Annotated in this window: 18 protein-coding genes; 10 read left to right on the plus strand and 8 right to left on the minus strand. The window is 73.5% G+C overall.

All coding sequences use genetic code 11. From position 1 onward, the window contains the following. Nucleotides 1-66: 66 nt before the first annotated feature. The 5 genes from rimO to ABT129_RS30900 all read left to right on the plus strand — a co-directional run bounded on the left by rimO (nt 67) and on the right by ABT129_RS30900 (nt 3,787). Nucleotides 67-1,557, plus strand: coding sequence for a 30S ribosomal protein S12 methylthiotransferase RimO (rimO, locus tag ABT129_RS30880; protein WP_351908187.1), 1,491 nt, complete (start codon nt 67-69; stop codon nt 1,555-1,557). Then, the gene (gene pgsA / locus ABT129_RS30885) at nt 1,554-2,228 is read left to right on the plus strand and encodes a CDP-diacylglycerol--glycerol-3-phosphate 3-phosphatidyltransferase (protein WP_351908189.1); all 675 of its coding nucleotides are present in this window, start codon (nt 1,554-1,556) and stop codon (nt 2,226-2,228) included. The genes rimO and pgsA overlap by 4 nt, the downstream gene beginning before the upstream one ends. Next, the gene (locus tag ABT129_RS30890; RefSeq protein WP_351908191.1) at nt 2,225-2,746 is read left to right on the plus strand and encodes a CinA family protein; all 522 of its coding nucleotides are present in this window, start codon (nt 2,225-2,227) and stop codon (nt 2,744-2,746) included. Before pgsA ends, ABT129_RS30890 begins: the two co-directional genes overlap by 4 nt. Nucleotides 2,747-2,855: 109 nt before the next feature. Further along, nucleotides 2,856-3,239, plus strand: coding sequence for a helix-turn-helix domain-containing protein (locus ABT129_RS30895; RefSeq protein ID WP_024758922.1), 384 nt, complete (start codon nt 2,856-2,858; stop codon nt 3,237-3,239). Nucleotides 3,240-3,487: 248 nt separating this feature from the next. Continuing rightward, entirely contained in the window at nt 3,488-3,787 is a 300-nt protein-coding gene (locus tag ABT129_RS30900; RefSeq protein WP_351908193.1) for a hypothetical protein, read from the plus strand. Here the strand turns inward: ABT129_RS30900 and ABT129_RS30905 are convergent. The 3 genes from ABT129_RS30905 to ABT129_RS30915 all read right to left on the minus strand — a co-directional run bounded on the left by ABT129_RS30905 (nt 3,735) and on the right by ABT129_RS30915 (nt 10,136). Beyond that, nucleotides 3,735-4,502, minus strand: a complete 768-nt coding sequence (locus tag ABT129_RS30905) for an SDR family NAD(P)-dependent oxidoreductase (protein ID WP_351908195.1) — start codon at nt 4,500-4,502, stop codon at nt 3,735-3,737. The genes ABT129_RS30900 and ABT129_RS30905 overlap by 53 nt on opposite strands. Nucleotides 4,503-4,534: 32 nt before the next feature. Further along, nucleotides 4,535-5,356 carry a DNA-formamidopyrimidine glycosylase family protein gene (locus tag ABT129_RS30910; protein ID WP_351908197.1) on the minus strand — a complete coding sequence of 274 codons (822 nt, stop codon included), beginning with the start codon at nt 5,354-5,356 and terminating at the stop codon, nt 4,535-4,537. A gap of 130 nt (nt 5,357-5,486) precedes the next feature. Then, nucleotides 5,487-10,136 (minus strand): Lhr family ATP-dependent helicase, encoded by a 4,650-nt coding sequence (locus tag ABT129_RS30915; RefSeq protein WP_351908199.1) that lies wholly within the window; start codon nt 10,134-10,136, stop codon nt 5,487-5,489. 138 nt (nt 10,137-10,274) lie between these two features. Between ABT129_RS30915 and ABT129_RS30920 the strand changes: the two genes are divergently transcribed. Genes ABT129_RS30920 through ABT129_RS30930 form a run of 3 tightly spaced genes read left to right on the plus strand, consistent with a single transcriptional unit; the run spans nt 10,275 to nt 12,287 of the window. Then, entirely contained in the window at nt 10,275-11,171 is an 897-nt protein-coding gene (locus ABT129_RS30920; protein WP_351908201.1) for an AraC family transcriptional regulator, read from the plus strand. Between the two features lie 10 nt (nt 11,172-11,181). Further along, nucleotides 11,182-11,982 (plus strand): AzlC family ABC transporter permease, encoded by an 801-nt coding sequence (locus tag ABT129_RS30925; protein WP_351908203.1) that lies wholly within the window; start codon nt 11,182-11,184, stop codon nt 11,980-11,982. After that, nucleotides 11,979-12,287 (plus strand): AzlD domain-containing protein, encoded by a 309-nt coding sequence (locus tag ABT129_RS30930; protein ID WP_351908205.1) that lies wholly within the window; start codon nt 11,979-11,981, stop codon nt 12,285-12,287. Before ABT129_RS30925 ends, ABT129_RS30930 begins: the two co-directional genes overlap by 4 nt. 38 nt (nt 12,288-12,325) lie before the next feature. Here the strand turns inward: ABT129_RS30930 and ABT129_RS30935 are convergent, their stop codons facing one another. Then, nucleotides 12,326-13,255 carry a hypothetical protein gene (locus ABT129_RS30935; protein ID WP_351908207.1) on the minus strand — a complete coding sequence of 310 codons (930 nt, stop codon included), beginning with the start codon at nt 13,253-13,255 and terminating at the stop codon, nt 12,326-12,328. A 79-nt stretch (nt 13,256-13,334) separates the two neighbouring features. Here ABT129_RS30935 and ABT129_RS30940 point away from each other — a divergent pair, with 79 nt between their 5' ends. Together ABT129_RS30940 and ABT129_RS30945 are read left to right on the plus strand one after the other, a co-directional pair. Beyond that, nucleotides 13,335-13,529, plus strand: a complete 195-nt coding sequence (locus ABT129_RS30940) for a DUF3046 domain-containing protein (protein ID WP_041662943.1) — start codon at nt 13,335-13,337, stop codon at nt 13,527-13,529. A 440-nt stretch (nt 13,530-13,969) separates the two neighbouring features. Continuing rightward, complete coding sequence (locus tag ABT129_RS30945) at nt 13,970-15,115, plus strand: AI-2E family transporter (protein WP_502981967.1); 1,146 nt, start codon at nt 13,970-13,972, stop codon at nt 15,113-15,115. A 66-nt stretch (nt 15,116-15,181) separates the two neighbouring features. Here the strand turns inward: ABT129_RS30945 and ABT129_RS30950 are convergent, their stop codons facing one another. The 4 genes from ABT129_RS30950 to ABT129_RS30965 form a co-directional block, all read right to left on the minus strand. After that, nucleotides 15,182-15,961, minus strand: coding sequence for a cytochrome d ubiquinol oxidase subunit II (locus tag ABT129_RS30950; RefSeq protein WP_351908209.1), 780 nt, complete (start codon nt 15,959-15,961; stop codon nt 15,182-15,184). Nucleotides 15,962-16,087: 126 nt separating this feature from the next. Continuing rightward, complete coding sequence (locus ABT129_RS30955; RefSeq protein ID WP_351908211.1) at nt 16,088-17,395, minus strand: cytochrome ubiquinol oxidase subunit I; 1,308 nt, start codon at nt 17,393-17,395, stop codon at nt 16,088-16,090. Nucleotides 17,396-17,582: 187 nt separating this feature from the next. Then, nucleotides 17,583-18,251 carry a response regulator gene (locus ABT129_RS30960; RefSeq protein WP_351908213.1) on the minus strand — a complete coding sequence of 223 codons (669 nt, stop codon included), beginning with the start codon at nt 18,249-18,251 and terminating at the stop codon, nt 17,583-17,585. Continuing rightward, nucleotides 18,248-19,471, minus strand: a complete 1,224-nt coding sequence (locus ABT129_RS30965) for a sensor histidine kinase (protein ID WP_351908215.1) — start codon at nt 19,469-19,471, stop codon at nt 18,248-18,250. Before ABT129_RS30965 ends, ABT129_RS30960 begins: the two co-directional genes overlap by 4 nt. Nucleotides 19,472-19,497 lie beyond the last annotated feature (26 nt).

The raw sequence follows: 19,497 nt of genomic DNA on the forward strand, positions 1-19,497 counted from the left end.
GACCTCTGTCGCGCAGGTGAACCCTGCGCGACGGGGGAACGGCCGGGACGAAGTAGTCTTGAGTCCATGCCCGAACGCCGTACCGTCGCCCTTGTCACTCTTGGCTGCGCCCGTAACGAGGTGGACTCGGAGGAGCTCGCAGGCCGCTTGGCAGCGGACGGCTGGGAGCTCGTCGAGAACGCCGAGGACGCGGATGTCGCCGTCGTCAACACCTGTGGATTCGTCGAGGCCGCCAAGAAGGACTCCGTCGACGCCCTGCTCGAAGCCAATGATCTGAAGGACCACGGCCGCACCCAGGCCGTGGTCGCCGTCGGTTGTATGGCGGAGCGGTACGGCAAGGAACTCGCCGAAGCCCTCCCGGAAGCCGACGGAGTCCTCGGCTTCGACGACTACTCCGACATCTCCAACCGCCTCCAGACCATCCTCAGCGGTGGCAGCGTCGAGGCCCACACCCCGCGTGACCGGCGCAGACTGCTGCCGCTCTCGCCCGTGGAGCGCCAGGAGGCGGCCGCCGCCGTGGCCCTCCCGGGACACGGTGTCGTGGACGCCCCCGAGAACGTGCCGAGCGACCTGCCGGAGGGCCTCGCGCCCGCCTCCGGGCCCCGCGCGCCGCTCCGCCGCCGCCTGGACACCAGCCCCGTCGCCTCCGTGAAGCTGGCCTCCGGCTGCGACCGCCGCTGCTCCTTCTGCGCCATCCCCTCCTTCCGCGGCTCCTTCGTCTCGCGCCGTCCCTCGGACGTGCTGAACGAGACGCGCTGGCTCGCCGAGCAGGGGGTGAAGGAGATCATGCTGGTCTCCGAGAACAACACCTCCTACGGCAAGGACCTCGGTGACATCCGGCTCCTGGAGAGCCTGCTGCCCGACCTCGCCGCGGTCGACGGCATCGAGCGCGTCCGCGTCAGCTACCTCCAGCCCGCCGAGATGCGCCCCGGCCTGATCGACGTCCTCACGTCGACCGACAAGGTCGTGCCGTACTTCGACCTCTCCTTCCAGCACAGCGCCCCCGACGTGCTGCGGGCCATGCGCCGCTTCGGCGACACCGACCGCTTCCTGGAGCTCCTGGAGACCATCCGCTCCAAGGCCCCGACGGCCGGTGCCCGCTCCAACTTCATCGTCGGCTTCCCCGGCGAGACCGAGGCGGACTTCGCCGAGCTGGAACGCTTCATCACCCACGCGCGCCTCGACGCCATCGGCGTCTTCGGCTACTCCGACGAGGACGGCACCGAGGCCGCCACGTACGAGCACAAGCTCGACCAGGAGGTCGTCGACAAGCGGCTCGCCCACCTCTCCCGGCTCGCCGAGGAGCTCACCGCGCAGCGCGCGGAGGAGCGGATCGGAGAGACCCTTGAGGTACTGGTCGAGTCCCTGGACGACGAGGACGGCGTGATCGGCCGCGCCGCCCACCAGGCGCCCGAGACCGACGGCCAGGTCATCCTCACCACGGCCGACGGCGGGATCCCCGACCTGGCCCCGGGCCGTATGGTCAGGGCGAAGGTCGTCGGCACGGAAGGCGTCGACCTGGTGGCCGAGTGTCTTTTCGAGGAGGCAGCCAGATGACCGGAGTCCCGGCATCCGCGACGGGCGGGACCGGTAGGCCGGCGCCCCGCGGCAAGCTGGGCTCGGCGGCCGTCAACCAGGCCAGCCTGTGGAACATCGCGAACATCCTGACCATGATCCGGCTCGTACTCGTGCCCGGCTTCGTGCTGCTGCTCCTCCAGGACGGCGGCCACGACCCCGTCTGGCGCGCCTGGGCGTGGGCCGCGTTCGCCGTCGCGATGATCACGGATGTCTTCGACGGGCACCTCGCCCGTGCCTACAACCTCGTCACGGACTTCGGGAAGATTGCCGACCCGATCGCCGACAAGGCGATCATGGCGGCCGGACTCGTCTCGCTGTCCTCGCTCGGGGACCTGCCCTGGTGGGTCACCGGGGTCATCCTCGCCCGTGAGCTGGGGATCACCCTGATGCGGTTCTGGGTGATCAGGCACGGTGTCATCCCCGCCAGCCGCGGCGGGAAGATGAAGACGCTGGCCCAGGGCACGGCCGTCGGCATGTACGTGCTGATGCTCACAGGCCCGCTCGCCACCCTGCGCTTCTGGGTGATGACGGTGGCCGTCGTGCTGACGGTCGTGACCGGTCTGGACTACGTCCGCCAGGCCGTCGTCCTGCGCCGGCAGGGGATCGCCGCGGAGCGGGCGGCGGCACGGTCGGAGACGGCGACACGATGACAGAGGCCGCCCGGGTGCTGGCGCTGCTCGCGGAGCGTGGTCACACGGTGGCCGCCGCGGAGTCGCTCACGGGTGGTCTGGTGGCCGCAGAGCTCACCGGCGTGCCCGGCGCCTCGGCCGCCTTCCGGGGGTCCGTCACGGCCTACGCCACGGCCCTCAAGCGCGAGCTGCTCGGCGTCGACAGGGCCCTGCTCGCGGAGCGCGGTGCGGTGGATCCCGAGGTCGCGCTGCAGATGGCGGCCGGTGCGCGGGACCGGCTCGGCGCCGACTGGGGGATCTCGACGACCGGGGTCGCGGGTCCCGAACCGCAGGACGGACAGCCCGTCGGAACCGTCTACGTGGCGGTCGCCGGGCCGGCCACGACGGGCGCCCGCGCCGGGAAAGTGGTCTCGTTGAGGTTGAACGGCGACCGCGCGGAAATCCGTAGAGAGAGTGTACGGAGCGTGCTGGAACTGCTCCTCGAGGAACTCTCGGGAAATGCGCGGGCACAGGATACGGAACACAACGGGGGGAATTGATGTTTGCAGCCCTGAGTGAACACGACATCGCTCCCCGCACGGCCGCAGCGCGAGGCGGTACGGTGGGGCGTGAAGGATGCGGCTACGCGGTCCGAGGAGGGAGCCACCGATGATTCTGCTCCGTCGCCTGTTGGGTGACGTGCTGCGTCGGCAGCGCCAGCGCCAAGGCCGTACTCTGCGCGAAGTCTCCTCGTCCGCCCGAGTCTCGCTCGGCTATCTCTCCGAGGTGGAGCGGGGGCAGAAGGAGGCATCCTCCGAACTGCTCTCCGCGATCTGCGACGCGCTGGACGTACGGATGTCCGAGCTCATGCGTGAAGTGAGCGACGAGCTGTCACTGGCCGAACTGGCCGAGTCGGCAGCGGCGAGCGAACCGGTCCCGACGCCGGTACGCCCGATGCTCAACTCGGTGTCGGTGACGTCGGTGGCAGGTGTGCCCACCGGGCGGGTGACCATCAAGGCACCCGCGGAAGCGGTGGACGTCGTCGCTGCCTGAACCGAAGCGGGGAGAAGCCCCGGTCGGTGCCCCCTCGTGGGGCGCCGACCGGGGCTTCTCCTTTCTCCGCCGTGTTCGCGGCGCAGGGTGCCCACGACGGTCGGGGCGATTTGTCTGAGATGCCGGGTTCCGGTGTGCCGTGCCATGGTGGGGGGACGTACGACTGGGCCGAGTGCGCCGGGTTTGCCTCCGGTGCGCCCTCCCGCGGGGTGATCCTGCCGGTCTAGCGTCGACGGCAGGAGGCGGCCATGGTACGGCGAGGGGTGCCGCCGGCGACGCTCGCGCTGGTCGCGATCGGGCTGGCGGCCGGTGGGTTCTGGTGGTGGGCCGTGCTGCGCCTGCTGCTGGCGCCGGGGGAGACCGGGCTCGTCGAGGGCGCGGTGGCCGCGGGCGGCTGGGGGCTGAGCCTGCTGCCGGTGCACGTGGCGGCCTCGTCGGGGCGGCGCGGGGCGCTCGCCGCGGGATCCGGATGGTCGGGGGGGCTGGTGCGGCGGGTCACCAGGGCATCGCGACGCCGCCGTTGGGGCGGAGGATCTGGCCCGTCGTGAAGGCGGAGGCGTCGGACGCGAGGTGCAGGACCGCGTGCGCGATGTCCTGGGCCTCGCCGACCCGGCCCAGTGGTGAGTGACGGATCATCGCGGCCTCCGCCTGTTGCTGCGCGGCCGGCTCGTGGCGGTCCGTCATGGGGGTGCGGATCCACCCGGGGGCGACCGCGTTGACCCGGATGCCGTGCCGGCCGGCCTCCGTCGCCAGGGTCTTCGTCAGCTGGACCACGGCGGCCTTGGTGACGCTGTAGCAGAGCAGGCCCGGGCTCGCGGTGTCCATCGCGCCCGAGGCCATCGTGACGATCGAGCCGGGGACGCCGGCTTCGATCATCGAGCGGGCCGCCTCCTGGCAGGCGTAGAGCACCCCTTTGAAGTTGACCGCGAGGACGCGGTCGAGGTCCTCCTCGCGGGTCTCCAGGACCGAGCTCGTGTGCATGATCCCGGCGACCGCCGCCATCACGTGGAGGGGGCCCGCCGCGCGCACGGCCTCGGCGAGGGCGGCGCGGTCGGTGACGTCCAAGGGGTGCGGGTGGGCGGCGCCGCCCATCGCCTCTACCAGGGAGACGGTCTCGCGGAGTCCGGGCTCGTCCCGGTCCGCGCAGTGCACGGTGGCGCCGGCCTGGGCGAGGAGGACCGCCGTCGCGCGCCCGATGCCGCTCGCGGCGCCGGTGACGAACGCGGTGCGGCCGGTGAGGTCGTACGCGGGGATTGTCGTCATGTCCGGACGGTACGGGCGGATCTGACGGGTCGTCAATTGTGGGGGCCGGGAAGGGTGCCGCTGTTCCGGTCGTCGGGGCCCCGCTGGCAGCCCGGGCACCAGTACGTGACCCGGTCGCCGAGCTCCGCCTTGCGGATCGGGGCGCCGCAGCGGAGGCACGGGTGGCCGGCCCGGCCGTAGACATGGAGCGGGGTGCCGGGGCGGCGCGTGGTGGTGGTGCGCCGGTCGGGCCGTTCCTTGTTCGCGTCCAGGAGGCGGCGGGCGGTCGCCACCAGGCGGGCCGGGACGTCGGGGCCGAGGTCGCCCACCGGGAGCCAGGGGGTGACGCCGGCGAGGAAGGCCAGCTCCGACTTGTACACGTTGCCGATGCCGGCCAGGTTGCGCTGGTCCAGCAGGGCCTCGCCGAGCGGTCTGGCCGGGTCGGCCGTGAGCCGGCGCACGGCCTCGTCGGGATCCCAGCCGGGGCCGAGCAGGTCCGGGCCGAGATGGCCCACCGCGTCGGACTCGTCGGCGGTACGGATCAGCTCCAGGACCGGGAGCCGGTAGCCGTACGCGGTGGACTCCGTGTTTCCGAGGATCGCCCGGATCTGGTGGTCCGGGCCACCGCGCGGGCGCTCACCGGTGGCGTACACCCGCCAGGCGCCGTCCATCCGCAGGTGGGAGTGGAGGGTGAGACCGCCCTCGATCCTTGCCAGCAGGTGCTTGCCCCGTGGGGTGACGTCGAGGAGGGTGCGGCCGGTGAGGTCGGCGGTGGCGAAACGGGGCACGCGGAGGTCCGAGCGGGTCAGGACCCGCCCGGCGAGCGCGGTGTGCAGGCGGTGGGCGGCCTGCCAGATCGTGTCTCCTTCGGGCACGGGGTCATTGTGACGGGTGGGGGTGCGGGGTGCCCGCTCGTGCCGGGTGGGGTGTCTGCCCACCCCGTCGTGGAGTGGGGGTGGGGTGGGTGCCGTGTCGGGAGGGTGGGCGGCTGTCGGCCGGTGCGGTTCAGGGGCGGAGGCGGAGGCCTCGCGGGGTGGCGACGAAGCCCGCTGACTCCAGGGAGGCGGAGAGGGGGGAGGTGAGGGACGTGGTGCCGTTGACGCGCTCCACCGTCACCGTGCCCAGCGTGCCCGCCCGGGCCGATGCGGCCAGGGCCTCCGCCGCCGCCTTCAGGGCCGGATCGTCCGGTTCCGACGGCCAGGACAGGAGCGTCTTGCCGCCCCGCTCCATGTAGAGCGTGAGTTCGCCGTCGACCAGGACCACGAGCGAGCCCGCCTTGCGCCCCGGCTTGTGCCCCGCGCCGGTCGGGGGTTCGGGCCAGGACAGGGCCGCCCCGTACGCGTTCGCCGGGTCCGCCGCCGCCAGGACCAGCGCGCGCGGGCCGGCCGCAGCCTCCGCGCCCCGGTCACGGGCGGTCGCCGCGGCCCGCAGCCGGTCCACGGCCCCGTCCATCGCGAACTGGGCCGCGCCGAGACCTTCCACCACATAGCCGCGGCGGGCCTGCCCGCTGTCCTCGAAGGCGGCCAGAATCCGGTACGTCGCGGAGAAACCGCCCTCCACGCCCTCGGCGGCCACCGCGCCCCGGGTCACCACGCCGTGGCGGTCCAGGAGCGTGCGGGCGAGGGCGTGCGCCCGGTGGGTCGGCTCCGGTTCGAGCGCGGGCAGCAGCGACCAGCGGCCGGAGACCGTGGGCGGGCCCGTGCGGGAGGCGGGGCGGGCGGCGGCGGTCAGCGTCCCGTACCGGCCGCGCGGGACCGTGCGGCGCGCGCGGTGGGCGGTGGACCCGGCCGTGCGTCCCGAGCCGAGGAGCGAGCGCAGCGGCGCCAGGGTGTCGTTGGTGAGCCGCCCCGACCAGGCCAGGTCCCAGAGGGCGTCGGCGAGCTGCGGGTCGGTGGCGTCCGGATGGGTGGTGGCCCGGACCTGGTCGGCGATCTGGCGGAAGAACAGGCCGTACCCGCCGGAGAGGGTCGTGAGGACCGACTCGTGCAGGGCGGACAGCTCCAGCGGGTGCGGCGGCGGGAGGAGCAGCGGCGCCGCGTCCGCGAGGTACAGCGAGACCCAGCCGTCCTTGCCGGGCAGCGACCCGGCCCCCGCCCAGACCACCTCGCCGGTGGTCGTCAGCTCGTCGAGGAGGGCCGGGGAGTAGTCCCGGACCCGGGACGGCAGGATCAGCTTCTCCAGGGCGGACGCGGGGACGGGGGCGCCCTGGAGCTGCTCGATCGCGCGGGCGAGGCCGTCGATTCCGCGCAGGCTGTTGCTCCCCAGGTGCTGCCACTGCGGCAGGAAGGTGGCGAGGGCCGCCGGGGGCACCGGCTCCAGCTCGTGCCGGAGGGCGGCGAGCGAGCGGCGGCGCAGCCGGCGCAGGACGGTCGCGTCGCACCACTCCTGGCCGATGCCGGAGGGGTGGAACTCGCCCTGGACGACCCGGCCCGAGGCGGCGAGCCGCTGGAGGGCGCCGTCGGTGACGGCCGCGCCCAGGCCGAAGCGGCCGGCGGCCTGGGAGGAGGTGAACGGGCCGTGGGTGCGCGCGTACCGCGCGAGCAGGTCGCCCAGCGGGTCCTTGACCGGTTCGGTGAAGGCCTCCGGCACCCCGACGGGCAGGGCCGTGCCCAGGGCGTCCCGGAGCCGGCCGGCGTCCTCGATCACCGCCCAGTGCTCCCGGCCGCCGACGCGCACCCGGATCGCGCGGCGGGCGGCCCCGAGCTCGGACGCCCACACCGCCTCGGCACCGCGCTCCGCCAGCTCGGCGTCGGTGAGCGGGCCCAGGACCCGCAGCAGGTCGGCGACGCCTTCCATGTCCTTGATCCGTCGGTCGTCCGTCAGCCACTGGAGCTCCCGCTCCAGCTCCGTCAGGACGTCCGCGTCGAGCAGCTCGCGCAGCTCCGCCTGGCCCAGCAGCTCGGCGAGCAGCCGGGAGTCCAGGGAGAGCGCGGCCGCCCGCCGCTCGGCGAGCGGGGAGTCGCCCTCGTACAGGAACTGCGCCACGTAGCCGAAGAGCAGGGAGCGGGCGAACGGGGAGGGCTCGGCGGTGGTGACCTCGACCAGGCGGACCCGGCGGGCCTCGATGTCCCCCATCAGCTCGGTCAGACCGGGGAGGTCGAAGACGTCCTGGAGGCATTCGCGGACGGCTTCCAGGACGATCGGGAACGAGCCGAACTCGCTCGCCACCTGGAGGAGCTGGGCCGCCCGCTGCCGCTGCTGCCAGAGCGGGGTGCGCTTGCCGGGGTTGCGCTTGGGCAGCAGCAGGGCGCGCGCGGCGCACTCGCGGAAGCGGGACGCGAACAGCGCGGAGCCGCCCACCTGGTCGGTGACGATCTGCCCGATCTCACCCTTGTCGAAGAGGGCGTCGGCCGCGCCGACGGGCGCCTTGTCGGCGTCGAACGTCGTGTCGAGGTGCCGGCCGGGGTCGACCGGTTCGTGGTCGAGGAGGTCCAGGCCCATGTCCAGGCCCATCAGGTCGGCGTCCGGCAGCCGCAGCACGATGCCGTCGTCCGCGTGCATCACCTGCGCGTCCATGCCGTACCGCTCGGCGAGCCGCGCACCGAGCGCGAGCGCCCACGGGGCGTGCACCTGCGCCCCGAACGGGGAGTGGATGACGACCCGCCAGTCCCCGAGCTCGTCCCGGAAACGCTCGACCAGGATCGTCCGGTCGTCCGGCACGTGGCCGCAGGCCTCGCGCTGCTCCTTGAGGTACGCCAGGACGTTCTCGGCGGCCCAGGCGTCCAGGCCCGCGGCGAGCAGCCGCAGCCGGGCGTCCTCGTCGGAGAGGGCGCCGATTTCACGGAGGAAGGCGCCGACCGCCCGGCCCAGTTCGAGCGGGCGGCCCAGCTGGTCGCCCTTCCAGAACGGCAGCCTGCCCGGCACGCCGGGCGCGGGGGTGACGAGGACCCGGTCCCGGGTGATGTCCTGGATCCGCCAGGAGGTGGTGCCGAGGGTGAACACGTCGCCGACCCGCGACTCGTACACCATCTCCTCGTCGAGCTCTCCGACCCTGCCCCCGCCCTTCTTGGGGTCCGAGCCCGCGAGGAACACCCCGAACAGGCCCCGGTCGGGGATCGTGCCGCCCGAGGTGACCGCGAGCCGCTGGGCACCCGGCCGCCCCGTGACCGTCCCGGCGACCCGGTCCCAGACCACGCGGGGGCGCAGCTCGGCGAAGGCGTCCGACGGGTAGCGGCCGGCGAGCATGTCGAGCACGCCCGTGAACGCCGACTCGGGCAGCGAGGCGAAGGGCGCCGCCCGGCGCACCAGGGCGAGGAGGTCGTCCACCTGCCAGGTGTCGAGCGCGACCACGGCGACCAGCTGCTGGGCCAGCACGTCCAGCGGGTTCGAGGGGATCCGCATCGACTCGATCGCACCCGAACGCATCCGCTCGGTGACCACGGCGGCCTGCACCAGGTCGCCCCGGTACTTGGGGAAGACCACGCCCGTCGAGACCGCGCCGACCTGGTGTCCGGCGCGGCCCACGCGCTGCAGCCCGGAGGCCACCGAGGGGGGTGACTCGACCTGCACGACCAGGTCGACCGCGCCCATGTCGATGCCCAGCTCCAGGCTGGAGGTGGCCACCACGGCGGGCAGCCGGCCCGCCTTCAGGTCCTCCTCCACCTGGGCGCGCTGCTCCTTCGACACCGAGCCGTGGTGGGCGCGGGCGAGCAGCGCCGGGACGCCCTGCGCCGCCCCCGACTGGGCCATGATCTCGGCCGGGGGAGCCCCCTCGGGGAGGGGTTCGCCGGTCGCCCGCTCGTACGCGATCTCGTTGAGCCGGTTGCAGAGGCGCTCGGCGAGACGGCGGGAGTTGGCGAAGACGATCGTGGAGCGGTGGGACTGGACGAGGTCGGCGATCCGCTCCTCGACGTGCGGCCAGATCGACGGCTTGTCGCCGCCGTCCTTGCCCTCGGAGGCGGGGGAGCCGCCCAGCTCGCCCATGTCCTCGACGGGGACGACGACGGAGAGGTCGAACTCCTTCCCCGAGGGCGGCTGGACGATCTCCACGGCACGCCCCGGCGACAGGTAGCGGGCCACCTCGTCCACCGGGCGGACCGTGGCCGACAGGCCGATCCGGCGCGCGGGGCGGGGCAGCAGCTCGTCGAGCCGCTCCAGGGAGAGGGCCAGGTGCGCGCCCCGCTTGGTGCCCGCGACCGCGTGCACCTCGTCCAGGATGACCGTCTCCACGCCCGCGAGGGCCTCGCGGGCGGCGGAGGTCAGCATCAGGAACAGCGACTCGGGGGTGGTGATCAGGATGTCCGGCGGTCTGGTCGCCAGCGAGCGGCGCTCGGCCGGCGGGGTGTCGCCGGACCGGATGCCGACCCGGATGTCGGGCTCGGGCAGGCCGAGCCGCACCGACTCCTGCCGGATGCCGGTCAGCGGCGAGCGCAGGTTCCGCTCGACGTCCACGGCGAGGGCCTTCAGCGGGGACACGTACAGCACCCGGCAGCGCTTCTTCGGCTCGGCCGGCGGGGGCGAGGAGGCCAGCCGGTCCAGGGAGGCGAGGAAGGCGGCCAGCGTCTTGCCCGAGCCCGTCGGAGCGACGACGAGGACGTCGGAGCCCGCGCCGATGGCCTTCCAGGCGCCTTCCTGCGCCGCCGTGGGCGCGGTGAAGGCACCCGTGAACCAGCCGCGGGTGGCGGGGGAGAACGAGTCGAGCGCGGACCTGACCATGCCCCCCATCGTGCACCCGGCCACTGACAACCGCCCGGACCTGTGGAAAACCACTCGGGGCGGGGCGGGGGGCGCGGAACCGTGGGGCCGGGGTCTGAGCGGTTCTCGCTGGTCCGGGGCCTGTCGCAGAATGGAGGGATGACGGACGGAGGCGCGGCGAGCGGGGAGCGGGCACGGTACTGGCAGTACGCCGAGCTGCCCGGGGTCGATCTGCTGCACGCCCACTACATCCGCAAGGCCTTCGCCCGGCACACCCACGAGACCTTCGTCTTCGCCGCGATCACCGAGGGCGTCGAGGCCTTCCACTACCGCGACGACCTCGTCCACGCGGGCCCCGGCCAGATCGCCCTGGTGAACCCCGACACCCCGCACACGGGACACGCGGGCGTGCCCGAGGGGTGGACGTACCGCACGATCTACCCCGACGCGGAGATCGTCCACGCCATCGCCGCCGACACCCTCGCCCTGCGCGGCTCCGTCGGCTTCACCTCACCCGTGGTCGACGACCCGTACGCGGCCCGGCTGATCGTCGGTGTCCACCGGGCCGCCGAGGAGGGCGACGCGCTCGCGGCGGACAGCCTGCTCCGGCTGGTCACCGCCCGGATGCTGCGCAGTCACGGCGGCCTGGTCACCCCCCTCCCGCCGCGCTCGGCGGGCGCCCGGAACGCGGCACGCGCGCGTGCCGTCCTGGAGGACCGCATGGTCGAACCGCCGACCCTGGAGCGGCTCGCGGCCGACCTCGGTACCAGTCCCTTCGCGCTCCTGCGGGCCTTCAGGGACGCGTACGGGATGCCTCCGCACACCTGGCTGACCGACGCGCGCGTGCGGCGGGCCAGGCAGCTGCTCGACGTGGGGACGCCGCCCGCGGGGGCGGCCGCCGCCGTCGGCTTCACCGACCAGTCGCACCTGAACCGGCACTTCACCCGCAGTGTGGGGGTGCCGCCGGGGGCGTACCAGCGCGCGCGTGGCGGTCGCCCGGGCTCCCCCGGATCCGCCGCAAGAACGTACAAGACCGGGCTGCCGGAGCTGCCGTAACGTCCCTGACGTGGCAGAACAGACAGCACCCCCCGTCATACGCGACGACACACCGGCCAAACCCGACGCGGCCGTCGTCCGCGACGCCCTCGGCGTCGGCGTCGCCGTCGGGCTCTCCGGCTTCGCCTTCGGCGTGACCTCGGCCGGAGCCGGCCTGACCCTCCTCCAGACCTGCGTCCTCAGCCTGTTCGTCTTCACGGGCGCCTCGCAGTTCGCCCTCGTCGGAGCGCTCGCCGCGGGCGGCAACCCCTTCACGGCCGCCGCCGGCGCCTTCTTCCTGGGCACCCGCAACGCCTTCTACGGGCTGCGGCTCTCCCAGCTCCTCGCCGTACCGAAGGCCGTCCGGCCGTTCGCCGCCCACTGGGTGATCGACGAGACCACCGCCGTCGCGCTCGCCCAGCCCTCCCGCCGGGCCGCCCGCATCGGCTTCACCGTCACCGGACTCACGCTGTACGTCCTGTGGAACGCGACCACGCTCCTCGGGGCGCTCGGCGCCGAGGCGATCGGCGACACCGCGGCCTGGGGGCTCGACGCGGCCGGCCCCGCCGTCTTCCTCGCCCTGCTCGCCCCCATGCTGAAGTCCGCGACCGAGCGGGCCACCGCGGGCATCGCCGTCCTGCTCGGCCTGGGGCTGCTGCCCGTCCTGCCCGCCGGGGTACCGGTCCTCGCGGCAGCCCTGGCCGCGCCCCTGGTGCTCTGGTTCCAGGGCCGCCGCGCGGCCATCGGCGGAGGAGAGAAGCACGCCGGAGCAGAGCGGGACTCCCGGCGCGAGAAGAACTCCCGAGGAGAGCGAGAGAAGGGCTCCCGATGAACGTCTGGATCGCCATCGGCCTGACCGCCGCCGGGTGCTACCTGGTCAAACTGGTCGGCCTGCTCGTCCCCGCCGGAGCGCTGGAGCGACCGCTCGTCCAGCGGCTCGCCGCCCTGCTCCCCGTCGCGCTGCTCGCCGCGCTCACCGCGCAGCAGACCTTCAGCGCGGGCGGCGCCGTCGTCGTGGACGCCCGCGCCGCCGGGCTCGCCGCGGCGGCCGTCGCGCTCGTCCTGCGGGCACCGTTCCTGGTCGTCGTGGGTGCGGCCGTCGCCGTCACGGCGGGGGTACGGGCCCTGGGCTGGTGACCGCCGTCCCCGGGCCCGGCGGCGGCCGGGACCCGGGGTCAGTCGACGGAACGGCCGTGGGCGCGCAGCGTGCGCAGGGCCTCGACCGTGACGATGGGCCGCCACTCCAGGGCCGAGCCGGGGGCCCAGGCGCGCCAGCGGATCGGCCAGCCGCCGTCCTCCGCCTGGTCGGCCGCGAGCCGGTCGAGCGAACGGTTCATCTCCTCGTCCGTGAACCAGCGCGCGGCCAGCGAGTCCGGCACGCGCGCGTAGTCGTGCGGGAAGTGGAGCTCCCCGGGCGCGTACCCGTCCGCCACGGCGTACTCCTCCTCCCGGTCCGGGTCCAGGACGGCGAGCCGCTGCTCGCGGACCAGCCGCCCGAGCCGGTCGGCGGCCACCTCCGCGCGCGGGCGGTCCGGGACCCCGTTCAGGAAGGCGATCGCGGCCTGGACCTCGTACGGATGGGACTTCTCCAGGGACTCCACGGCCGACCAGCAGAACTCGGTGGCCCGGAACAGCCACGCGTGCCACACCTGGTTGCGGTGCAGCAGTCCGACCACCGGGCCGGTCGTGAGCAAGGCGCTCGGCGGGGAGTCGACGACCGGGACGAACGGCGCGACGGGGAAGCCGCGCTGGGACGGGTGGATCGCCGGGAGGGCGCCGTCGTGGGTGGAGACGTCCGTGAGGTAGCGGCAGATCCGCTCCACGCGCAGCCCGCCGCAGCGCCCGATGGAGTTCAGGACCCGCAGCGCGTGCGCGGTGTGCAGGGGCTGGCTGACCGGCCCGCGGAGATCGGGTTCGAGCGCGTGCCCGTAGCCGCCGTCCTCGTTGAGGTACGCGGCGAGGGCCGTCTCCACCTGATCCGCGCCGCCGCGCAGGAAGTGGTAGGCGAACCGGCGCTGTTCGAGGACACGGGCCGTCAGCCAGACGAATCGCTCGGCGCGGGCCAGGGGGGTCTCGGGCGGGGAGGAGAGTGGTTTTTCGGCCATGCTCCGACCGTAGGGCGGAAAGTCGCGGTGACAAGGGCTTCGGAGCGGGCTGCACTCTTGGGAGCGGGATACTGGGGTCATGCGGTTGACGATTTTCTGGGAGCGGATGGCGGACCACTTCGGTGCCTCCTACGCCGAATCCTTCGCTCGTGACCATGTGATGGCCGAACTCGGAGGGCGGACGGTGCGCGAGGCGCTGGACGCCGGCTGGGAGGCGAAGGACGTGTGGCGGGCCGTCTGCGCGGCCGTCGACGTACCGGCCGACAAGCGGTGACCGGTCCGCGACGGAGCTGACGAGCCCCCTGCCGCCCCGGAGCCGGCGGTCGCGGGCCGCGAGGTCCGGGGCGGGTTCCCGAAGGGGAAGCGAGGGGTCCGGACGGGAATGTCCGTACGGTGCGCGAGACTGGCGGGGTGGCCCCGACTGACGACACCGGCAAGACCGACGACACCAGCAAGCCCGACGAGATCGACGAGATCGACGAGATCGACGAGATCGACGAGATCGACGAGATCGAGAGTGACAGGACCGGCCTGACCGCGTCGCCCGCCGTCGACACGGCGGCGGACCCCGGCAGGTCGACCGGGTCGGCGGTGCCGACCGCGCCGGGCGCGCCCACCGCTCCGGCCGCTGCCGTCCCGTCGGCCGGCAGAGGCGGCGGCGGCCCGGTGCCGGGGACCCCCGGCGCCGGGCCCGCCGGTGCCCCGGCCGCCCGGATGCCACGCTGGCTGCCCCGCGCGTTCGTCCTGGCCCTCGCGCTCTACTCCTGCTTCCTGCTGGGCAACTGGGCGTTCCACCAGCTCATCGGCCTCCTCGTCAACATCCTCCTCGCGTTCTTCCTCGCCCTCGCCATCGAACCGGCGGTCGGGCGCATGGCGGCGCGCGGGATGCGGCGCGGTCTCGCCACCTTCCTCGTCTTCTTCGCCGTCCTGATCTTCAGCGTCGGCTTCGTCGTGCTCCTGGGCTCGATGCTCGCCGGGCAGATCGTGGACATGGTCGAGAACTTCCCCCAGTACCTCGACTCGGTGATCAACTGGATCAACCAGACCTTCCACACGGAATTGTCCCGGGTCGAGGTCCAGGACAGCGTCCTCAGTTCCGACTGGCTGCAGAAGTACGTGCAGAACAGCGCGTCCGGTGTCCTCGACGTCTCCGCCACCGTCCTCGGCGGCCTGTTCCGGCTCCTGACGATCTTCCTCTTCTCGTTCTACTTCGCGGCCGACGGCCCCCGGCTCCGGCGCGCGCTCTGCTCCGTCCTGCCGCCCGCCCGGCAGACCGAGGTGCTGCGGGCCTGGGAGATCGCGGTCGACAAGACCGGCGGCTACCTCTACTCGCGCGGCCTCATGGCCCTCATCTCGGGCGTCGCGCACTTCGTGCTCTTCGAGATCCTGGACGTGCCGTACGCTCCCGCGCTCGCGGTGTGGGTCGGCCTGGTCTCGCAGTTCATCCCCACCATCGGCACCTATCTGGCCGGCGCGCTGCCGATGCTGATCGCCTTCACCGTGAACCCCTGGTACGCGCTGTGGGTGCTCTGCTTCGTCGTGGTCTACCAGCAGTTCGAGAACTACGTGCTCCAGCCGAAGCTCACCTCGAAGACGGTGGACATCCACCCGGCGGTCGCCTTCGGCTCGGTCATCGCGGGAACGGCGCTGCTCGGTGCCGTCGGCGCGCTGATCGCCATCCCCGCCATCGCGACCCTCCAGGCCTTCCTCGGCGCCTATGTGAAGCGGTACGACGTGACGGACGACCCGCGCGTCCATGGCCACCGGCGGTACGGCGAGGCGGTGGTGGCGCGGTTGCAGAAGGCCCTGCACCACAAGAAGGACACCGCTGTGGAGGAGTCGCGGCGCGGCGAGTCGTGAAACCGGCCCGGGGGAGGCCGGCTCCGGGGCGTCCGGGACGGGGGCTCGGGGCCTCCAACCCGGGGTTCACAGGTACGAGGGCCTGGTGACCCGGTGCCGGAAGGTGTGCCAGATCCACGCCTGCACGGCGACCAGCAGCGGGGTCACGAACAGCAGGGCGGGCACGAGCAGACCGAGCGTCGTGGGAGCGGCCGCCCGTTCGGCCAGCGGGAGCGAGCTTCCCGCCCAGAGCGGCAGCCCGGCCATCAGGGCCCCGGTCAGCGCGAAGGACTGCCACGGGCGCCCGGCGCGGCCGACGAGCCGGCGGGCCCGCTCGTACGGCGGTCCGGTGAGCCGGAGCGTGGCGAAACCGAGCCCGTGCGCGGCGAACAGCGCGGCCACGGCCGCCGCGGTGAGGACGGCCGTGGGGCCGGTCGCCGGCGCGTACGGGCGCCCGGTGAGGAGGGCCGTGAGCAGCCACCCCCAGGAGAGCGCGAGGGCCCAGCTGCCGCACGTCACGGCAGCGTCGCAGCCCGCGCGCCAGCGCGGACCCGGGCCCCGGCCGCGCGACCAGAGTCCCGCGTCACGGACGATCCAGCCCACCAGCAGGGCCACGAGGACCGGGAACTGGCCGCTCAGGAGCTCCCCTTCGAGGGCGGGGAAGCAGCCGACGAGGACGCCGACGGTCGCCACCAGCCAGACCTCGTTGCCCAGGAAGAAGGGGGCGAAGGAGGTGAGGACGAGCCGTCGCTCGCGGTCGTCCCGGCCGAGCCAGGGGGTGAGCATGCCGGTGCCGACGTCCGCCCCGGCGAGCACGAACCAGCCCGCGGCGAAGAAGGCGAGCAGGGCGATGGCCAGGGTCTCCACGAGGGCTCCTCGGACGGTTCTGGGGTCTCGGGCGTTTCTGGGGCGGTTCTCGGGTGGTTCGTGGTTCGCGGTTCGTGGTTCTTTAGTGGTTCGCGGTTCGTGGTTCTCGGGCGGTTCTCGGCAGGCTCAGTAGCGGGGGGCCGGGAGGGCGTCGGCGGGGTCGGGGGATCCGTCCTGCCCTTCTTCCTCCTGCGAGGGGCGTTCGTCGTGGCCGAGGCCCGCCTCCGCCGGGCCCCGGCGGGCGTGCCGGGTCAGGAGCCAGGCGTTGAGGACCGCGAGCAGGACGAAGACCGTGGTGAAGACGGTGAGGGAGAGGCGCATGGTGCCCGGGGAGAGGTTCGAGACCGCGTCCTCGGTCTTCAGCAGCCCGTGGACCACCCAGGGCTGCCGCCCGGACTCCCGGAAGACCCAGCCGCTGATCATCGCGATGTACGGCAGTGGCACCGCCGCCATCAGGACCAGGTGCCAGAGGCGGAACCGGAAGACGACCTTCTTGAAGGCGGCCAGGATCACCCCGGCGAAACACAGGTACATCATCAGGGCGAAGCTGATGAGCATCAGCAGCGCGCCGCCCCGGGTCCAGGCCTCCGAGGGCACGTAGTCGCCGGGCCCGAACCGTTCCGTCATCTCCGCCTGGAGGCGCGCGATCTCGGCGGTCTTCGCGCCGAAGACGGCCGACTTCATCGGCTGGAACGTGGCGAGGACGGCGAACTGGAGCCCGCCGAACACCGCCGCCGCCATCAGCGCGGGCGCCGACAGGAACACCCCGATCCGCAGGCTCCGGCCGAAGAACTCCCACTCGGGGGTGCGCCGGAAGAGGTGGTACGCGCTCACCCCGGCCATGAAGAAGCCGGCCGTGAGCAGCGCCCCCGCCAGGACGTGTCCGAAGGCGAGCAGCGCGGAGGGGTTGGTGAGGACCGCGACCGGGTCGTCGAGGACGAGCTCGCCGTTCTCGGAGCCGTACCCCACGGGGTGGTTGAGGAAGCCGTTCGAGACGAGGATCCAGTACGCCGACAGATAGGCGGTCAGGACGACGATCCAGATCGCGGCCAGGTGGGCCCAGCGGTTGAGCCGGTTCCAGCCGAAGATCCACAGGCCGAGGAAGGTCGACTCGACGAAGAAGGCCACGATCGTCTCGACGGCGAGCGAGGCGCCCAGGATGTTGCCCGCCTCGTGGGTCAGACCGCTCCAGGCCATGCCGAACTGGAACTCCATCACCAGACCGGTGACGATTCCGACCGCGTAGTTGATCACGTACAGCTGGCCCCAGAACCGGACCATGCGCGCGTCCAGCGGCTTCCGGCCGAGCGTGGCCTTCGTCTGGAGCACGGCCACGACGGTCGCGAGCCCCAGGGTGAGGGCGACGAAGAGGAAGTGGCCGCCGGCGGTGAGGGCGAACTGCAGCCGCGCGAGATCGAGTACGTCCTGATTCACTCGTTCAGCGTCGGCGTACGGTCAGGGGGCCGGCGTCACCCCGTGGTGGACACCCGCCGTACCCCAGCGGTTGTGCCGTGGCACGCGCGCGTACCCCCTGGGTTGCGCCCCCGCGCGCGCCACCCTTAGGGGCCCGGGGAGGCAGCCCGGCCCGGGCCCTGGGTCCAGACCGACCTGCGGCCCCGGGTCAGGCCAGCCAGCCCGGGGTGATCATTCCGGACTCGTACGCCAGGATCACCAACTGCGCCCGGTCCCGGACGGCCAGCTTGGTCATGATCCGGCTGACATGGGTCTTCGCGGTCGCGGGGGAGAGGACGAGGCGGCCGGCGATCTCGTCGTTGGAGAGACCGGCGCCCACCAGGCCGAGGACCTCGCGCTCCCGCTCGGTGAGAGCGTTGAGCCGGGGACTCGGATCGGGCTGCCGATCGGCCCGGCCCGCGAACTCGGCGATCAGACGGCGCGTCACGGCCGGTGCGATCAGGGCGTCACCGCGCGCCACGACCCGTACCGCGTGCAGCAGTTCCATCGGCTCGGTGTCCTTCACGAGGAAGCCCGACGCGCCCGCGCGCAGCGCCCCGTACACGTGGTCGTCCGCGTCGAAGGTGGTCAGGATGACCACCCGCACCCCTTCGAGACGCTCGTCCGCGGTGATCCGGCGGGTGGCTTCGAGCCCGTCGAGCACCGGCATGCGGATGTCCATCAGGACCACGTCCGGGCGCAGTTCACGCGCCAGCCCGATCGCCTGCTCGCCGTCCCCGGCCTCGCCGACGACCTCGATGTCCTCCTCGTCGGAGAGGATCGACCGGAACCCGGCCCTGACCAGGGTCTGGTCGTCGGCCAGCACGACACGGATCATCGGGGGTCCCCCTCGGACACGGTGGGTACGGAGAGCGGCAGCCGGGCGTCCACCAGGAAACCGCCGTCGGCCCCATTCTGGGCGGTCAGCTCGCCGCCGAACGCACGGGCCCGCTCGGCCATGCCCCGGATGCCGCTGCCCAGGGGCCGCCCCTCCGGCGCGCCCTCCCCGTCGTCCTCGATCCGCAGCCGCACCGCGTCCGCACCCCAGTCCAGGGAGATACGGACGCTCCTCGCGCCCGCGTGGCGGGTCACGTTCGTCAGCGACTCCTGCACGATCCGGTACGCGGCGAGGTCGACGGGCGGCGGAAGGGGCACCGGGGTACCCGTGACGTCCGTACGGACGTCGAGACCGGCGCTCCGGGCACGCCCGGCGAGGTCGCCGAGGAGCGCGAGACCGGAGGAGGACGGGGCGGTGGGAGTGGGCTCGTCGGCGCGGCGCAGCACCCCCAGGGTCGCGCGCAGCTCCCGCAGCGCGTCCTTGCTGGTCGCCTTCACCGCCCGGAGCGCCTCGGTCGCGGTGACGAGCCCGGCCTCCGGGGCGGGCCCCTTGCCGAGGCGGTGCAGCGCCGCGCCGGACTGGACGTTGATCAGCGAGATGCTGTGGCCGAGCACGTCGTGCACCTCGCGGGCGATCCGCAGCCGCTCCTCCGTGGCGCTCTGCCGGGCCCGTGCCTCCTGCTCCCGCTCGGCGGCGAGCGCCCGCTGCTCCACCTCGTGGAGGTAGGCGATCCGGGTGCGCTGGGCGCGGCCCACGGCGACGAGGCTGATCAGCCAGCCGGCCAGCATCGCCAGCGACGTGTCGTCGATCTGCCGGTGCCCCGGCTGCTGCCGGACCTCCCCGACCCCCACCGCGAGCAGGGTGACGGCGGCGAGCGCGACGGCGGCGGCGAACCGGCCCTCGGCGGCGGTCGTGTACAGCGCGAGGGCGAAAGCGATCATCAGCGGCCCGTCCTGCGCGGACAGCGGGTAGTAGACGACGCAGGCGAGCAGCGTGACGACGGCGACCGCGACCGGCTGTCGCCGGCGGAAGTACAGGGCCCCGCACCCGACCAGGATGAGCGCCCAGCCGAGCAGCGTACGGACGGCGGGCTCGCCCGCGTACCGCGCGGAGAGCAGCGTCCAGGCGGCGACAACGAGCAGGACGACGCCCGCCACGAGGGCGTCGGCCGTCCGCGACGACAGGGGTCCGCCGCCGGGGGAACGGAGGGGGAGGGGCATGCGTCGAAGAATAGGTGGCGGGTCGG

The sequence above is a fragment of the Streptomyces sp. NPDC002057 genome, assembly GCF_040296665.1.
In the GTDB taxonomy this organism is placed as follows: domain Bacteria; phylum Actinomycetota; class Actinomycetes; order Streptomycetales; family Streptomycetaceae; genus Streptomyces.

What these genes read in the sequence shown, in the direction of transcription:
- rimO (WP_351908187.1), top strand. Translation starts at nt 67, where the DNA reads ATGCCCGAACGCCGTACCGTCGCCCTTGTCACTCTTGGCTGCGCCCGT.
- pgsA (WP_351908189.1), top strand. Translation starts at nt 1,554, where the DNA reads ATGACCGGAGTCCCGGCATCCGCGACGGGCGGGACCGGTAGGCCGGCG.
- ABT129_RS30890 (WP_351908191.1), top strand. Translation starts at nt 2,225, where the DNA reads ATGACAGAGGCCGCCCGGGTGCTGGCGCTGCTCGCGGAGCGTGGTCAC.
- ABT129_RS30895 (WP_024758922.1), top strand. Translation starts at nt 2,856, where the DNA reads ATGATTCTGCTCCGTCGCCTGTTGGGTGACGTGCTGCGTCGGCAGCGC.
- ABT129_RS30900 (WP_351908193.1), top strand. Translation starts at nt 3,488, where the DNA reads ATGGTACGGCGAGGGGTGCCGCCGGCGACGCTCGCGCTGGTCGCGATC.
- ABT129_RS30905 (WP_351908195.1), bottom strand. Translation starts at nt 4,502, where the DNA reads ATGACGACAATCCCCGCGTACGACCTCACCGGCCGCACCGCGTTCGTC.
- ABT129_RS30915 (WP_351908199.1), bottom strand. Translation starts at nt 10,136, where the DNA reads ATGGTCAGGTCCGCGCTCGACTCGTTCTCCCCCGCCACCCGCGGCTGG.
- ABT129_RS30920 (WP_351908201.1), top strand. Translation starts at nt 10,275, where the DNA reads ATGACGGACGGAGGCGCGGCGAGCGGGGAGCGGGCACGGTACTGGCAG.
- ABT129_RS30930 (WP_351908205.1), top strand. Translation starts at nt 11,979, where the DNA reads ATGAACGTCTGGATCGCCATCGGCCTGACCGCCGCCGGGTGCTACCTG.
- ABT129_RS30935 (WP_351908207.1), bottom strand. Translation starts at nt 13,255, where the DNA reads ATGGCCGAAAAACCACTCTCCTCCCCGCCCGAGACCCCCCTGGCCCGC.
- ABT129_RS30940 (WP_041662943.1), top strand. Translation starts at nt 13,335, where the DNA reads ATGCGGTTGACGATTTTCTGGGAGCGGATGGCGGACCACTTCGGTGCC.
- ABT129_RS30945 (WP_502981967.1), top strand. Translation starts at nt 13,970, where the DNA reads ATGCCACGCTGGCTGCCCCGCGCGTTCGTCCTGGCCCTCGCGCTCTAC.
- ABT129_RS30960 (WP_351908213.1), bottom strand. Translation starts at nt 18,251, where the DNA reads ATGATCCGTGTCGTGCTGGCCGACGACCAGACCCTGGTCAGGGCCGGG.
- ABT129_RS30965 (WP_351908215.1), bottom strand. Translation starts at nt 19,471, where the DNA reads ATGCCCCTCCCCCTCCGTTCCCCCGGCGGCGGACCCCTGTCGTCGCGG.